This is a genomic window from Pelomonas sp. BJYL3 (genome assembly GCF_027257975.1).
Taxonomy (GTDB): Bacteria; Pseudomonadota; Gammaproteobacteria; order Burkholderiales; family Burkholderiaceae_C; genus Roseateles_B; species Roseateles_B flavus.
This window is the reverse complement of sequence record NZ_JANZKX010000001.1, coordinates 647917-661569: the sequence shown is the minus strand read 5'-3', so window position 1 is coordinate 661569 and position 13653 is coordinate 647917. Positions and strand designations below refer to the sequence as shown.

The window sequence follows — 13653 nt, the reverse complement described above, 5'->3', positions numbered from 1 at the left end:
TGCCCGCCACGGCGGTGGGCATGACCGTGACTGTGCGGTCCGGATGACTTTCAAACCAGCGGCTCTGGCATCATTCACTTTCAAATGAAGATTGAAAATACATCCGAACTCCGCCTGCTGGTGGAATGCGCCCGCCGCGGCAGTCTCAGCGCCGCTTCGCGGGAGATGCAGCTGAGCCCCGCCGCTGCCAGCGCCATGCTCAAGCGCCTGGAGGCACGCCTGGGCGTGCGGCTCATGGAGCGCAGCACCCGCGCCCTGCGCCTCACCGCCGCGGGCGAGCAGCTGCGGGACTACGCCCAGCGCGCCCTGGAACTGCTGGACGAGGGCCTGGCCCAGGTCAGCGAGGCGCCGCTGAGCCTCAAGGGCAAGTCGGGTGAGCGGCTGCGCGGGCGCATCCGGCTGAGTGCCTCCAGCGACCTCACGCGCCAGTGGGTGCTGCCGATGCTGCAGGACTTCATGGCCCGGCACCCGGCCGTCGAGCTGCACCTGAGCGTCAGCGACTCCCTGCAGGACATCTACAAGGACGAGATCGACGTCGCCCTGCGCTACGGCCAGCTGCCGGACTCCAGCCTGGTCGCGCGGCGCCTGGCCCTGGTGCGCCGCCAGGTCGTGGCCAGCCCGGACTACCTGAAGCGCGCCGGCACGCCGCGCCAGCTGGAGGATCTGGCGGCGCATGACTGCATCACCTTCCGCATCCGCAACCGCCACGAGCGGGCCTGGCGCCTGCGGCCCGCCGAGACGCCCGAGGCCGAGCCGGTGAGCGTGCCCGTGCAGGGCCGGCTCAGCACCGACGACGGCGAGATCGCCCACCGCTGGGCGCTGCAAGGCCAGGGCCTGATCTACAAGAGCGAGCTGGACGTGCGCCGCGCCCTGATCGATGGGCAGCTGGTGCAGGTGCTGCCCGGCTGGCTGGGGGACGAGCTGCCCCTGCATGCGGTGATGCCCAGCCAGCGCTTCCTGCCCCAGCGGGTGCGGGCCCTGGTGGACCACCTGGTCGAGGGCTTTGCGGCCCTGCCGGCCCCGCGCGCGCCACGCGCACGCCGGCGCAGCGGCCCGGCCTGATTGCCTCTACAGTGCGGGCATGACACGCATGGACGACACCCCAGGCTTCATCCCCGGCATCGAGGCGCCGGCCACGCCCAGCGCGCAGGGCTGGCATCTGGTCTTCGTGGAGGGCCAGCTGCTGATCCACGCCGAGAGGCAAGGCCTGACCCCGCAGCCGGATGCCTTCACCTCACCGGCGGAGCGCCACTACCTCGGCCGGCTGGACGGCCTGGATTGCTGGACCCAGCAGTCCAGCTCGGTGCCCGAGGGCTGGGAGCCCCAGGGCCTGCGGGCCGCGATGATGCAGATGGACGCCTCCCTGCTGCAGCTCGCCGGCCGCGCCGCCCAGGTGATGGAGTGGGACCGCGCGCACCGCTTCTGCGGCGTCTGCGGCACGCCCACCGAGCGCCAGGCGCAGGAACGCGCGCGGCGCTGCCCGTCCTGCGGGCATGTGTCCTATCCCCGCATCAGCCCGGCCATGATGGCCCTGGTGTGGCGCCGGCATCAGGGGCGGCCGCAACTGCTGCTGGCCCGCTCGCCGAACTTCAAGCCGGGCTTCTACAGCGCGCTGGCCGGCTTCGTGGAGGCGGGTGAATCGCTGGAGTCCTGCCTGCACCGCGAGGTGGCGGAGGAGGTGGGCGTGCGGGTCCGCGGGCTGCACTACTACGCCAGCCAGAGCTGGCCCTTCCCGCACAGCCTGATGCTGGCCTTCCGCTGCGAGTGGGCGGGCGGCGAGATCCGCGAGCAGCCCGGCGAGATCGAGCATGCCGACTGGTTCGAGCTCGACGCCCTGCCGGGCCTGCCGCCGCGCTTCAGCATCGCCGGCCACTTGATCGGCGACACCATCGCCTGGCTGCAGGCCGGGGGCGATCTGGACGCAGCGCAGGCGAGGGCCTAAGTCTCAGCTGACGGTCAGTCCAGGCAGCCCTGCGCCTGCAGGGCTTCGCGCGCCAGACGCTCGCGATGCGGGCCCAGCTGGCGGATCAGCTCGTGCTGCGTGGGCTTTTTTGCGCCCTTGGGCAGGGCTTTCGCGTCGACCTGCATGTCCATGTTGAGGGCGAAGAAGCAGCGGCCGGAGCCGGTCTTGCGTTCGGTCCAGCCCACGAACCAGCCCAGCTCGACCGGGCCGGTGCCATCCCAGCCGGTCTTGGCGAAAAGGCGCCAGGCGGGCGTCTCATCGCGCAGAAAGACCCGCCGCGCCAGGGTCTCGGTGCGATCGCTGATGGGCAGGCGGTGCTCGGCGAAGCGGCGCAGGAAGTCGACTTGCTCGACGGCCGTGATGCGCACATCGCCGTCCAGCCAGAAGCTGTCGTGCCGGGGACCGGCCACGGCGTTGCCGTAGCGCCAGGCCCAGAGCCGGGACTGCATGCCCTCGGCGCCGACCTGTCGGGCGATGTGCTGATAGACCCACACCGCAGAGAAGCGGAAAGCGGTCTGCAGGGTCTGGTCCTGGTTCCAGTCCTCGTTCCAGCGCTTCTGGCCGTCCCACTTGAAGACCTGGGTCTCGTCGCGCGCGACGCCGGCCTCCAGCGCGATCAGCGTGCCGGGAATCTTGAAGGTGGAGGCCGGGCGGAAGCTCTGGTAGGCCCGCCGGGCGTCGGACACGGTCCAGCGCCGGGCCTGCTCGTCATAGAGGGCGATGACGCCGCGCGTACCCAGGGCCTGGAAGCCCTGGTCGAGCTCCGGCGCGATGCGGAAGGCCTCGGCGGCGCTGTCGGCCCGGCTGCTGCCGGCGAGCAGGGCAAGGCTCAAGGTGGCGAGCGCAAGAAGGGGCTGGTGGGCTGCGGTCAAGGTCATGGAATCTCCTGTTGGATGGAAGACCGCAGTGTGTCGGCGCGGGTGACACGTGTCAGTGCCAATGCGACGTTACGCTTGTTGCGCGGGCAGGCCCAGGGCGGCCAGCAGCTGGCGCGCCTCGCCCTCGTAGCGCTCGCGCTGGGACTCCGCCCGCAGCTTGCGGCCGTGATGGCGGGCCTGCTGCACCAGCTCGGCGGCGCACAGGGCGTCGCCCTCGCGCCAGGCATGGCGGGCCCACAGCAGCAGGAAGGCGCAGCGCTGCTCGGCCGGCAGCTGGGAGTGCAGGCGCCGGCAGGCCTCCCAGCGCTCGGCGGCCAGGCTGCGGAAGCTGTCGCCGGCCAGGGGCAGGCCCTCGGCCTCGGCGCGCTGCTGGGCCTGGGCAAAGCTCCAGCCCTGCTGCTCGGCGATGCGCAGCAGGAAGATGGTGTTGAGCAGCGAATGCCGGGCCAGGCCCCAGCGCTCGCAGACGCTCTCGCTGAGCAGCAGCCAGCCCCAGGCCTCGGCCCCGCGCTGCGGCGGTAGCAGCCCGGCGCCCTGCAGCAGGCACAGGGCATTGGCCAGGTTGGCGGCGCTGACCTGCAGCGCATCCGGCAGGCCGGCCAGGCTGGCCTGGCGCAGGGCCGCGGCGAGGTCCTCCAGCGCTGCGAGTGCCTGCTCGGGCGATGCCGCCTGCAGGGCCAGCTCGCGGCCGGCCATGCCGCGCAGATTGAGGTAGTCGACCAGCAGGCCGGCATCGAGGGCCAGGTCTTGCTCATCGAGCCGGGCGAGCTTCTGCAGGGCCACGGCGCTCTCGCCCAGGCTGCCATGGCAATGCCAGGCCTCCAGCACCACCAGGCGCCAGCCGATCTGCCGGGCCTGGCCCAGGGGCAGGCCGGGCTGCTCCAGGCCTTGGCGCAGGGTGCGCAGCTCCTGCTGCAGCGTGGCCCAGTCGCCCAGGCGGCGGGCGATGCGGGCGCGGCGCAGGCTCAGGGAGAGCTGGGCGGGCAGGTCGCCCGCGGGGGCATGGTCCGTGGCCTGGGCCAGGGCCAGGCGGGCGGGGTAGAGCTCGCCGCGCTCCAGGGCCAGGTCGGCGCGGGAGAGGGCCTGCACATAGGCCAGAGGCAGGGCCTGGCGGGTCAGGGTCGGGCTCGGCGCCGGGGCATCGGCGGGTGGCGGGTTCAGCAGGGCGAGCCAGGCCGCCCGGTCCATCAGCTCGCCACGGTACTGCCAGCTGCAGCGGGCCAGCAGGGTCTCGTCCAGCCAGAAGGGGCCGGCGGAGCGGGCGCCATGGCGGATCAGGCCGCGCAGGGGGCTGTCGTCCAGGGCCTGCAGGGCGCGCCACAGCTGGGTGCGGTGCAGCTCGGCGCGGTCGCCCAGGCGCTGCTGCAGGGCCTTGCGGCTGCAGGGCCGGGCCTCGCGGGCCTGCCCCTCGGCATGGGCCAGCAGCAGGGCGGCGAGCAGGCGGGGCAGCAGGCGGTTGCGCAGGCGCCGGGGCGAGGCGGCGCCGGGGTCCAGCGTGAGCTGCTGGCTGTCGAGGGCGATGAGCAGCGGCGGGGCGCTGGCATCAGAAGCGGGGGGGCGGGTGTCGGGGCTCACGGCGGCATTGTGGGCCGGGTGGGCGGGCCGTCCGGGCTTCATGGGCCAGGGCCTCGCGTTACAGGCGTTACAGCGCCAGCTCGGCCGCCGGCAGGGCCCGGATGCGCGGACCGAAGCTGCTGATGCTGGGCAGGGTGGCGTTCTCGTGGGCCCGGATCTGCGCGCCGCCGGCATGGGGCTTGTCGTGGGTGGTGTGGGCGTCAGCCACCAGGGTGACCTCGAAGCCCAGGGCCGCCGAGCGCCGCACGGTGGTGTCCACGCAGAACTCGCTGGCATAGCCGCAGACGGCGACATGGCCCACCCCCGTCTCGCGCAGGGCCGACTCCAGCGGGGTGCGCAGATAGGAGTCGGGCGTGGTCTTTGCGATGACCGTGTCGCTGGGCCGCGTCTGCAGCCCCTCGGCGAAGGCCCAGCCCGGCGAGCCAGCCTGCAGCACGCCCTGCGCGCTCTGGTGCTGGATCAGGAAGACGGGCAGTCCCTGGGCGCGGAAACGTTCGGCCAGGGCATTGATGCGCTCGATCACGGCCGACGCCTCGAAGGGCGGCGGGTCGAAGAGGGCCTGCTGCACGTCGATGATCAGCAGGGCCTGCGGCGTGGGTGCGCTCATGGAGGGGCTTCAGTAGTGGGGAGGGAGTTCGTCGCGCAGGTTGCGGGCAGAGCCGCCGGCGCTGTCGGGCATGCGGTCGCGCAGCTGCAGCAGCTCGCGCAGCAGGACGTCGATCTGCTGCTGCTGGCGCACGATGACGCGGTTCAGCTCGTCGAGCATGTCCTCGGTGTAGGCGGCCTTGATTTCCAGCTCGGTGAGGCGCTGGTCATGGGGGTCTGGGTCTTGCATGGCGAGGGCATCCGGGGGCCGCCACAGGAGGCGGGCGGCCAGCCCACGCATTGTGCCCGGGCGGCGGCGCGGGCGCCGCAAGTCAGGGAGCGGCGGGCTTCAGCTGCCGCTGCGCAGTGCGATGGTCACCAGGCCGGAGGCATCCTCCAGCGCGGTGACGCCATGCAGGGCATTGCGCTGCAGGAAGAGCAGCTGGCCGGGCGCCAGCACCTGGCTGTGGCCGTCCACGCTGACCTCCAGCCGGCCTTCCAGGCAATGGATGGTGATCTCACCGGCCACCTTGTGCGGCGGCAGGGACTTGCCCTGCAGCAGCACCAGGTGGATCAGCTCCAGATCCTGGGACTTGAACAGCGCGCTGGTCTTGGCGCCCTGCAGGCGGGGGCCCAGGGGCTGGATGGGCACGGGCTGGCCGGCGATGACATGCGTAAGGGCCATGAGCTGCTCCTTGGGGACGGACGAGGGCCAGTGTGGACCCCGCCGCGCTTCGCTGCAAGAAGGGGCTTGAAGCCCCGCGCGCCTGCCGGACCTCAGCGGCCGGGGAAGACGCGATAGGGCGGTGGCTGGCCGGCCTGCAGGCGCAGCAGGGGGATCACCTGCTGCACATGGGGCAGGGCGCGCAGCCGGCGCTCCAGGGCCTCGGCCTGGGCCGCATCCCGCACGCAGCCCTCGGCATAGACGACCCGGCCCTGCACCGTGATCCAGACACTGCTGCCCGCCAGCGTTGCGCCGAGCGTGGCGTCTGCCCGGATGGCGTCGGCAATGCCCGCGTCATAGCGGTAGGCGCTGGACTGCGCACAGTCCGGCTCGCCGGCCAGCCAGCAGGTCGTGCCCTTCTCCGCCCGGCGGTGGGCCTGGGTGCGCCGTTCGGCCTCGCTGACACGCGGGCCGGCGGGCTCGGGGCAGCCGGCCTGGTCCCGGCTGAGAGCGAGGAAGGGATCGTCGAACCAGTTGCGCAGGGCTCCGCCCTCCGTGGGCTGCGCGCAGGCGGCGCCGGCCAGCAGGAGGCCCGGGAGCAGGCATGGCACGGGGCGCTTCATGGCGTCAGGCCTTCATGCCTTGAGGCACTTCTTCACCGTGTCCAGCGTGCGGGTGGTGATCTCGCGGCCGAAGAGCTGCTCCAGGCGCCGCATGAAGAGCGGGCCGTCCTCATGGGGCTGGTAGGCGCTGACGACCTGGGTCTCGCTGAGCGCCAGGATGCGCACGCCTTCCGCCACCAGAGGCAGGGCCGGCGGCGCCTCGGGCGGCTGGCGCAGGAAGGTGACGATGCGCTTGGCGTCCGCCGGCAGGGCGTGGCCGGCGAAGGGGTCGGCGTCCAGCCAGGCCTGCAGCTGGTCCTGGCGGCGCAGGATCACCGGGAAGTGCCGGCCCATGCCGGCCTCGATGACCTTCTCCAGGCGCTTCTCCAGCGTGGGCAGGGGCGTGGCACGAGCGTCGAAGACCACATTGCCGCTGGACAGCAGGGTGCGGACCTCGGTGTAGCCGGCGTCTTCCAGGCAGGCCTTGAGCACGGGCATCCTGGCGTTCTGCGGGCTGACGCCGCGCAGGAGGGCGATGTATCGGGGCATGAGGGCTGTTCGGAGGGGGGGACCACCGCTTCAGGTGGGTAGGGGCGCCGTGCAGGCCGGCACGGCCTCGTAGTGCAGCACGGTGGGGAAGGGCTCGTAGAAATGGTGCAGCAGGGCGCGCCACTGCTGGTACTCGGGCGACTGGCGGAAGCCCTGCTCGTGGTGGGCCACGCTGTCCCAGCGCACGAGCAGCAGGTAGTGGTCGGGTCGCTCCAGGCAGCGTTGCAGCTCGTGGCCGCGGTAGCCGGGCATGGCGGCGATCAGCGCCTGGGCCTGGGCGAAGGCCTTCTCGAACTCGGCCGAGCTGCCGGGGCGCAGCTGCAGCGGGGCGGTCTCCAGGATGCCGGGCGCCGCGAGGTTCTCGCTCAAGGCCTGCACCGCGTCGCGGGCCTCGCGCAGGCTGCTGCCGTACAGCTCGCGATGGCAGCGCATGGCCAGCAGCCGCTCTCCGGCCTGGACGAGGCGCTGCACGTCCGCCGGCTTCGCCTGGCCTCGGGCGGGATAGAGGCCCTGGCGGCGCAGCCCGCGCAGCTGCCATTGCTGCCACAGCGCGTGAAGCGCCAGCAGGCCCAGGACTGCCGCCCCAAGCTCGATCCACATGCCGTTCATCGTTCCTCCCTGCAAGTGCGGCCAGTGTGCCACCGACCTGCCCGAGCCCACCGCGCGCGGGCGATTAGCACGGAGCCTCCCGGCTTGTCCTGCTGAAAACACCTATCCATCTTGTTAGTCGACATTAAATATATTACGAAAGCACAAACGATATACAAGATCGTCCCTGTGCAGCCAAGCCCAAGCCAAGGTCGGCGGAACCACCGGGACACGCAGGGCTCCAAGGCCGGGACCCCTCGTTCCGCCGCCCAACAACCGCTGCACCACAGGGTGCAACACAGGTGCAATCTTGAAAAAAAATCTGATCACGAAGGCCGTCCTCCTCTCGCTGGGGGTGGCCGCCACCGGAGGGGTGCTCGCCCAGGAAACGCTGGAGCGCGTGGAGGTCACGGGCTCTTCGATCAAGCGCATTGCCAACGAGGGTGCGCTACCGGTACAGACGCTCACCCGTGCCGACATCGAGCGCTCGGGCGCCCGCAATGTGGAGGACCTGATCCAGGCCCTGCCCGCCATGCAGGGCTTCCAGACGTCGTCCGCCTCCGTCAACGGGGACGGCCCCGGCGGCGTGCAGAACGCCTCGCTGCACAACATCGGCGCCGCCTACACCCTGGTGCTGCTCAATGGCCGCCGCCTGGCCGCCTACAACGCCGGTTCCGCGGTCAACCTCTCCAGCATCCCCCTGGCCGCCATCGAGCGGGTGGAAGTGCTGACGGACGGCGCCTCGGCCCTGTACGGCTCGGACGCCGTGGCCGGTGTCGTCAACTTCATCCTGAAGAAGAACCAGACCAACCTGGTGCTGGAGGCTTCCGTCTCGGTGCCGCAGAAGCACGGCGGCCGCTCCAGCAGCGTCAACCTCAGCAAGGGCTTTGGCGACTATCCGGTCGACGGCTACAACGTGCTGCTGGCCTTTGCCCACGAGCGCCAGAACGAGCTCAATGCGGCCGACCGCGACTTCGCCAGGTCCGGCGTGGTGCCCTTCACGCATGAGGGCAAGACCTACACGCTGTACGAGTCCGCCCGCAACACGGCGCCGTCCTCGGTGACCCTGGGCCTGAAGAACCCGATCACCGGCCCGGGCGGCAGCGCCATCAGCGCGCTGACCTTCTCGCCGGACTACCTCAAGAACGGCAAGTGCGGCCCCAACACCGTGCTGGCCACCGTGGGCCTGGACCAGGCCTGCCAGTTCGACTACGCCGCCACCGTGCAGCTGCAGCCCTCCACCAAGCGCGACAGCCTGTTCGCGTCGGGCACGGTCAAGATCAACGAGAACACCAGCGCCTTCTTCGAGGCCGTGGCCTCCAAGTTCGAGCTGAAGGAGCGCCATGCGCCGGTGGCCCAGGCCATCGGGCTGAGCCTCAGCGATCCGCTGTACGCCGCCAACGTCCAGCCCCATCTGGCCAAGCTGGGCATCGACCCCGCCAACGTCAGCAAGGCCACGACCAACAACCGCTTCAGCGACGCCGGCGGCCGCTCGGACCTCTTCAAGACCGACGCACGCCACCTGGCCGTGGGCGTGGAGGGCGTCTTCCGCGACTTCGACTACAGCGCCAGCTATGTGCATTCCACCAGCCGCGCCGACACCTACTACGACGGCGGCTACCTGCGCCAGAGCTGCTACAACGCGCTGCTGGACAGCGGCAAGTTCAACCCCTTCGCGCCGGTGGGCGGCAATGCCAGCGCCTTCGCCCCTTGCATCCTGAAGGAGCGCAACGACAGCACCCGCACCGCGCTGGACACGGTGGGCGCGCGCCTGTCCGGCGAGCTGTTCCGCATGCCCGCAGGCCCGGCCATGCTGGGCGCCGGCGGCGACCTGACGCGCCGGAAGTACGACTACGACCCCAGCGCCCTGGCCATGGGCCCCAATGCCCTGCACAGTGGCACCGACACAGCCTTCGGTCGCGGCACCGGTGCCCTGCCCATCGAGGCCAGCCGCCGCAACTGGGGCCTCTTCGCCGAGCTGGCCCTGCCGCTCACCAAGACCCTGGAGACCACGGCCGCGCTGCGCTATGACGACTACAGCGCCGTGCAGAACAACATCGTGCTGGACGACCAGGGCAAGCTCGCAGCGCCGGCCAAGCAGGGCAATGCCAACAGCAAGGCGACCTACAAGCTGGCCTTCAAGTTCCAGCCGCAGGACAGCGTGCTGGTCCGCGGTTCCTACGGCACGGGCTTCAAGGTGCCGGAGATGGACCTGATCACCCAGGCCATCTCGGGCGGCACCAACACCAGCGGCTCCTATCCTTGCCCGGTCAAGGCACCGGACCCGCGGGCCGTCAACTGCGAGGGCACGACGCAGTACGACCTGCTCAGCGGTGGCAATCCGCTGTCGGGCGCCAACGGCCTGAAGCCGGAGGAGTCCCGCAACATGACCCTGGGCCTCAAGGTCGAGCCCGTCAAGGGCCTCAGCGCCGGCCTGGACTACTGGGCGGTCAAGATGAAGCACCAGATCGTCGCGCTCCCCGAGTCCCTGGTCTTCGGCAACCCCACGGCCTATGACAGCCTGATCCGCACCGTCTACGACCCGGCCCGGGGCTCGGACAAGCTGGCCGTGCTGCTGCCCAGCTACAACCTCGGCAGCTCGCGCTTCAGCGGCGTGGACTGGGAGCTGGCCTATGCCCGCAAGCTCGAAGGCCTGGGCCGCCTGGCGCTGAGCTGGTCGGGCACCTACATGCTCAAGTCGGAGATCGACGACGGCGCGGGCACGGTGGAGAACTCGGTGGGCCGCTTCTCCGCCTACAACACCGTGACCTTCCGCGTGATCCAGCGCGCCAGCGCCACGCTGAGCCATGGCATGTTCAGCCACACCGCCACCTGGAACTGGCGCAGCGGCTACCACGACAAGGAGCAGTCCGCCGCGGACGGCAAGGTGCGCGTGGTCAATGCCGACGGCAGCCTGGGCGCCTACGCCACGGTGATCCGCGACGTGGAGTCCTACGGCACGCTGGACTGGCAGACCCGCATGCAGCTGCTGAAGTCCACCGCGCTGACCGTGGGCATCCGCAATGTGCTGGACCAGGCGCCGCCCTTCTCGCTGCGCACCTCCGGCGGCGGCAACCAGATCGGCTTTGATGCGCGCTATGCCAACCCGCTGGGCCGCACCTTCTACGTGAACGCCAGCTACAAGTACTGATCCCAGGACAGGCCAGCAAGGCCTGCAGAGGAAGAGGAGCGTCGGGGCCCCGGGCAGTGTGCTGCCCGGGGCCTTGTCGTTTCCACGACGGGCTCAGCGCCGCGCCGGACGCCTGGGCTGGACGGACTCGACCGAGCCCTCGATGCCGATCCAGAGATAGACCGGAATGGGCTTGCCCTCCCAGGTGGCCGGGGCGAAGCGCCACTGGCGGATGTAGGGGAAGAGCTGGCTCTTCTCGCAGGCATCGCCCTCGACGGGCTCATGGTGCGAGTGCACGCCGGCCACGCGGCCGTCGGCCTCGATCAGGGCCTCGTACTCGCCCACGGGCTTGCGGGCCAGGCAGCGGGCATCCTGGGGCGCCACGATGGTCAGGGCCACGGGCGGGATGAAGCCCGGCTCGCCGATCTTCGGCGGCCCGTCAAAGGCCGAGCTGCCCACGGGGTGGAAGCTCAGCGCGAAGCCGGGGCGGTCTGCGGCCTGGGCGCCCTGCACGGCGCACAGCAGCAGTGCAAGGCCCAGCCAGGCCGCAGGGCATTGAACGGTGCGGGAAGCGGCCGGCCGGTCCGCGGGGCTTGAGCGTTTGTGCAACATCCGGGGGCTCCTGTCGATGACCAAGGCGGCTGCGTCAGCCCAGGGGGAGGGGCGCAGGTCCGGCCGGGGATGATAGCCGCCCGACTGCCTGCCCCGGTCGCAAGAAACGGAATGCGCCGGGCGACGCCCGCGGCGAGCATGGCCTGCCTCAATCAAGATCAAAGGAGTGAACGATGGCATGTCTGGCAGGCAAGGTGGCCCTGGTGACGGGTGCGAGTTCGGGCATAGGCCGGGCCGCGGCCCTGGCCCTGTCCGGGGCGGGCGCGCACCTGGTCCTGGGAGCGCGCAGCCGGGAGCGGCTGGAGGCGGTGGCCGAGCAGATCCGCCAGGCCGGCGGGCAGGCCCATGCCCTGGCCGGCGATGTGCAGGACGAGGCCTATGCGCAGGCCCTGGTCGACCAGGCGGTGTCGGCCTTCGGCGGCCTGGACATCGCCTTCAACAACGCCGGCACCCTGGGCGCGATGGGCGAGAGCCCCGCGATCACCCGCGAGGCCTGGGACGAGACCCTGGCCATCAACCTCAGCAGCGCCTTCCTGGCGGCCAAGCACCAGATCCCCGCGATGCTGAGGCGGGGGAAGGGCTCGGTGATCTTCACCTCGACCTTCGTCGGCTACACGGTGGGCTTCCCCGGCATGGCGGCCTATGCTGCGAGCAAGTCCGGCCTGCTGGGCCTGACGCAGGCGCTGGCCGCGGAGTTCGGCGGGCAGGGCATCCGCGTCAACGCCCTCCTGCCCGGCGGCACGGACACGCCCATGGGCCGGCAGCTCGCGGACACCGAGGACAAGCGCCGGCAGGTCGGCAGCCTGCACGCGCTGAAGCGCCTGGCGACACCCCAGGAGATCGCCGGCACAGTGCTGTACCTGGCCTCGGAGGCCTCCTCCTTCACCACGGGCACGGCCCTGCTGGTCGACGGCGGGGTGTCCATCACGCGGACCTAGGGCCTGTTCACGCGGCGCCCGCCCCAGGCCTTCAGGCCGCCCCGCGCTCGTGGAACACGGCCTCGATGTTGTGCCCGTCCGGGCCGATGACGAAGGCGGCGTAGTAGCCCGCGTGGTAGTGCGGGCGCAGGCCGGGCGGGCCGTTGTCCCGGCCACCGGCGGCGAGCGCCGCGCGGTAGAAGGCGTCGACCTGCTCGCGGCTGGCGGCGCTGAAGGCCAGGTGCAGGGGCGCCGGCTTGTCCTGGCTCAGGTGCAGGCATAGCGAGGCCTCGCTGCCCGCCTGGCACAGTTCGATCCCGTAGCTGGGAACGCCCTCGCCGACGGCGGCAATGCCCAGCGGCGCGAGGGCCTGAAGGAAGAAGGCCTTGCTGGCCGCGTAGTCGCTGACACCGAACTTGACATGGTCGAACATGGGGGCTCCTTGCAAGAGGGGCTGGGCTAGGCGCCGCAGGCCGGGTCGCCGGGGATGTTGCGGCCGAGGTGGATGTCCCGGCTCACCTGCCAGACGCCCGCCTTCATGAGCGGGCGCGAGAGCCCCGAGCCGCCCCGGTCCCGGGTCATGCGGCGGGCCTGCCTGGGTGTGAGCTTGGGATCGTCCGTGAACATCAGGTCGTCGATGTAGTAGGTGGCGCAGCCGCGCTCGAGCACATGGAGATGAATGTGCTCGGGCACGTCTTCTCCCGGGTAGCTGCCGGGCCGGATGGTGTCGAAGGTGTAGCGCCCCGCGGCATCAGACTGCACCCAGGCGCGCAGGCGGCCCTGCCGGCGGGTCTCGAAGTCCGGGGCTCCGGCCGGCTCGGGGTACCGGCCCCGGCTGTCGGTCTGGTAGGCATAGATCACCACGCCCGCCTGCGCCTCGCCCTTGCGGTTGAACACGCGGCCGGTGATGACCATGGGCGCGCCCGGCTCGTCGGCCGGGGCGATGCGGGCCCGGGCGCCCAGTTGCGCCGGCATGCCGACGAACACGGACGCGCAGCCCTCGCAAGGCAGGCCGACCACCGGTTCCCCCTGGCCATGCGCCAGCCCGGTGGCGGCGGCCCACAGCATCATCACGGCGAGGTGTCTCAAGGGGGCCTCCTGGATCGAGAGCTCGTGGAGAGAAGGGGCGGCGGTCCCGCCCAGGGAGGGTCAGGTCTTGCGTGCCTGGTTCCGGCGGCAGCCCCGCCAGCCTTTGCAGACAGGTCGTGCCAGCCTAGGCCGCCAGGCCGGCCCGGCGCAGCAGCCAGCGGCCGAAGCCCTGGCGGGCGGGCGCTGCGGGCGGGTCTTCCTGCACGCCCATCGCCAGCAGGCGCTGCTCCACGCCGGCCAGGCCGGCCCGGCGGGCCGCCTGCAGCGGCGTGGCGCCGTCAAACTCGGAACGCAGCCGAGGGTCGGCGCCCTGTTCGAGCAGGTACAGCGCCACCTCCTCCTGCCCGGCCAGGATGCAGGCCACCAGCGGCGTGCCGAGGAACTCCGGATGGGCGTAGTTGAGGTCCACCCCGTTGCGGGTGTGATAGCCGACCAGGGCCAGATCCCCGCTGCAGGCCGCGTGGAACAGCTCCTTCCAGTTTCCTCCGGACATGGCGTCTC

16 protein-coding genes are annotated in these 13653 nt (G+C 71.3%); 4 read left to right on the top strand and 12 right to left on the bottom strand.

Annotated elements, in window-relative coordinates; all coding sequences use genetic code 11:
- The first annotated feature begins 84 nt into the window (after positions 1 to 84).
- Positions 85 to 1062 carry a LysR family transcriptional regulator gene (locus tag O9Y01_RS03005; protein ID WP_269629996.1) on the top strand — a complete coding sequence of 326 codons (978 nt, stop codon included), beginning with the start codon at positions 85 to 87 and terminating at the stop codon, positions 1060 to 1062.
- Positions 1063 to 1090: 28 nt separating this feature from the next.
- Positions 1091 to 1942 carry an NAD(+) diphosphatase gene (nudC, locus tag O9Y01_RS03000; protein ID WP_269629995.1) on the top strand — a complete coding sequence of 284 codons (852 nt, stop codon included), beginning with the start codon at positions 1091 to 1093 and terminating at the stop codon, positions 1940 to 1942.
- Between the two features lie 14 nt (positions 1943 to 1956).
- Here nudC and O9Y01_RS02995 read toward each other — a convergent pair whose 3' ends face one another.
- The 8 genes from O9Y01_RS02995 to O9Y01_RS02960 all read right to left on the bottom strand — a co-directional run bounded on the left by O9Y01_RS02995 (position 1957) and on the right by O9Y01_RS02960 (position 7158).
- The gene (locus O9Y01_RS02995) at positions 1957 to 2841 is read right to left on the bottom strand and encodes a penicillin-binding transpeptidase domain-containing protein (RefSeq protein WP_269629994.1); all 885 of its coding nucleotides are present in this window, start codon (positions 2839 to 2841) and stop codon (positions 1957 to 1959) included.
- Between the two features lie 69 nt (positions 2842 to 2910).
- Positions 2911 to 4416, bottom strand: a complete 1506-nt coding sequence (locus O9Y01_RS02990; RefSeq protein ID WP_269629993.1) for a hypothetical protein — start codon at positions 4414 to 4416, stop codon at positions 2911 to 2913.
- Between the two features lie 67 nt (positions 4417 to 4483).
- Positions 4484 to 5023, bottom strand: a complete 540-nt coding sequence (locus O9Y01_RS02985; RefSeq protein ID WP_269629992.1) for a cysteine hydrolase family protein — start codon at positions 5021 to 5023, stop codon at positions 4484 to 4486.
- A 9-nt stretch (positions 5024 to 5032) separates the two neighbouring features.
- Positions 5033 to 5251 carry a SlyX family protein gene (locus O9Y01_RS02980; RefSeq protein ID WP_269629991.1) on the bottom strand — a complete coding sequence of 73 codons (219 nt, stop codon included), beginning with the start codon at positions 5249 to 5251 and terminating at the stop codon, positions 5033 to 5035.
- 99 nt (positions 5252 to 5350) lie between these two features.
- Positions 5351 to 5686: a cupin domain-containing protein gene (locus tag O9Y01_RS02975; RefSeq protein ID WP_269629990.1), complete on the bottom strand. Its 336-nt coding sequence runs from the start codon at positions 5684 to 5686 to the stop codon at positions 5351 to 5353.
- Between the two features lie 92 nt (positions 5687 to 5778).
- Positions 5779 to 6276, bottom strand: coding sequence for a BON domain-containing protein (locus O9Y01_RS02970; RefSeq protein ID WP_269629989.1), 498 nt, complete (start codon positions 6274 to 6276; stop codon positions 5779 to 5781).
- A gap of 24 nt (positions 6277 to 6300) precedes the next feature.
- Entirely contained in the window at positions 6301 to 6816 is a 516-nt protein-coding gene (locus O9Y01_RS02965) for a DUF1697 domain-containing protein (protein ID WP_269629988.1), read from the bottom strand.
- Between the two features lie 30 nt (positions 6817 to 6846).
- Positions 6847 to 7158 carry an antibiotic biosynthesis monooxygenase family protein gene (locus O9Y01_RS02960; protein ID WP_269630535.1) on the bottom strand — a complete coding sequence of 104 codons (312 nt, stop codon included), beginning with the start codon at positions 7156 to 7158 and terminating at the stop codon, positions 6847 to 6849.
- Positions 7159 to 7714: 556 nt separating this feature from the next.
- Between O9Y01_RS02960 and O9Y01_RS02955 the strand changes: the two genes are divergently transcribed.
- Positions 7715 to 10555 (top strand): TonB-dependent receptor domain-containing protein, encoded by a 2841-nt coding sequence (locus tag O9Y01_RS02955; RefSeq protein WP_269629987.1) that lies wholly within the window; start codon positions 7715 to 7717, stop codon positions 10553 to 10555.
- Between the two features lie 93 nt (positions 10556 to 10648).
- Here the strand turns inward: O9Y01_RS02955 and O9Y01_RS02950 are convergent, their stop codons facing one another.
- Positions 10649 to 11146, bottom strand: a complete 498-nt coding sequence (locus O9Y01_RS02950; protein WP_269629986.1) for a hypothetical protein — start codon at positions 11144 to 11146, stop codon at positions 10649 to 10651.
- Positions 11147 to 11319: 173 nt separating this feature from the next.
- On the opposite strand from O9Y01_RS02950, the gene O9Y01_RS02945 reads away from it, so the two are divergent.
- Complete coding sequence (locus tag O9Y01_RS02945; protein WP_269629985.1) at positions 11320 to 12084, top strand: SDR family oxidoreductase; 765 nt, start codon at positions 11320 to 11322, stop codon at positions 12082 to 12084.
- Positions 12085 to 12115: 31 nt separating this feature from the next.
- On the opposite strand, the gene O9Y01_RS02940 is transcribed toward O9Y01_RS02945, so the two are convergent.
- The 3 genes from O9Y01_RS02940 to O9Y01_RS02930 form a co-directional block, all read right to left on the bottom strand.
- Entirely contained in the window at positions 12116 to 12496 is a 381-nt protein-coding gene (locus tag O9Y01_RS02940) for a VOC family protein (RefSeq protein WP_269629984.1), read from the bottom strand.
- A gap of 26 nt (positions 12497 to 12522) precedes the next feature.
- Positions 12523 to 13152 (bottom strand): dioxygenase family protein, encoded by a 630-nt coding sequence (locus O9Y01_RS02935; protein ID WP_269629983.1) that lies wholly within the window; start codon positions 13150 to 13152, stop codon positions 12523 to 12525.
- A 124-nt stretch (positions 13153 to 13276) separates the two neighbouring features.
- Positions 13277 to 13645 carry an ankyrin repeat domain-containing protein gene (locus O9Y01_RS02930; protein WP_269629982.1) on the bottom strand — a complete coding sequence of 123 codons (369 nt, stop codon included), beginning with the start codon at positions 13643 to 13645 and terminating at the stop codon, positions 13277 to 13279.
- Positions 13646 to 13653 lie beyond the last annotated feature (8 nt).

Coding starts and splice junctions, on each gene's coding strand:
- nudC (WP_269629995.1), top strand. CDS start 1,091: ATGGACGACACCCCAGGCTTCATCCCCGGCATCGAGGCGCCGGCCACG.
- O9Y01_RS02975 (WP_269629990.1), bottom strand. CDS start 5,686: ATGGCCCTTACGCATGTCATCGCCGGCCAGCCCGTGCCCATCCAGCCC.
- O9Y01_RS02930 (WP_269629982.1), bottom strand. CDS start 13,645: ATGTCCGGAGGAAACTGGAAGGAGCTGTTCCACGCGGCCTGCAGCGGG.
- O9Y01_RS02995 (WP_269629994.1), bottom strand. CDS start 2,841: ATGACCTTGACCGCAGCCCACCAGCCCCTTCTTGCGCTCGCCACCTTG.
- O9Y01_RS02980 (WP_269629991.1), bottom strand. CDS start 5,251: ATGCAAGACCCAGACCCCCATGACCAGCGCCTCACCGAGCTGGAAATC.
- O9Y01_RS03005 (WP_269629996.1), top strand. CDS start 85: ATGAAGATTGAAAATACATCCGAACTCCGCCTGCTGGTGGAATGCGCC.
- O9Y01_RS02945 (WP_269629985.1), top strand. CDS start 11,320: ATGGCATGTCTGGCAGGCAAGGTGGCCCTGGTGACGGGTGCGAGTTCG.
- O9Y01_RS02940 (WP_269629984.1), bottom strand. CDS start 12,496: ATGTTCGACCATGTCAAGTTCGGTGTCAGCGACTACGCGGCCAGCAAG.
- O9Y01_RS02965 (WP_269629988.1), bottom strand. CDS start 6,816: ATGCCCCGATACATCGCCCTCCTGCGCGGCGTCAGCCCGCAGAACGCC.
- O9Y01_RS02950 (WP_269629986.1), bottom strand. CDS start 11,146: ATGTTGCACAAACGCTCAAGCCCCGCGGACCGGCCGGCCGCTTCCCGC.
- O9Y01_RS02985 (WP_269629992.1), bottom strand. CDS start 5,023: ATGAGCGCACCCACGCCGCAGGCCCTGCTGATCATCGACGTGCAGCAG.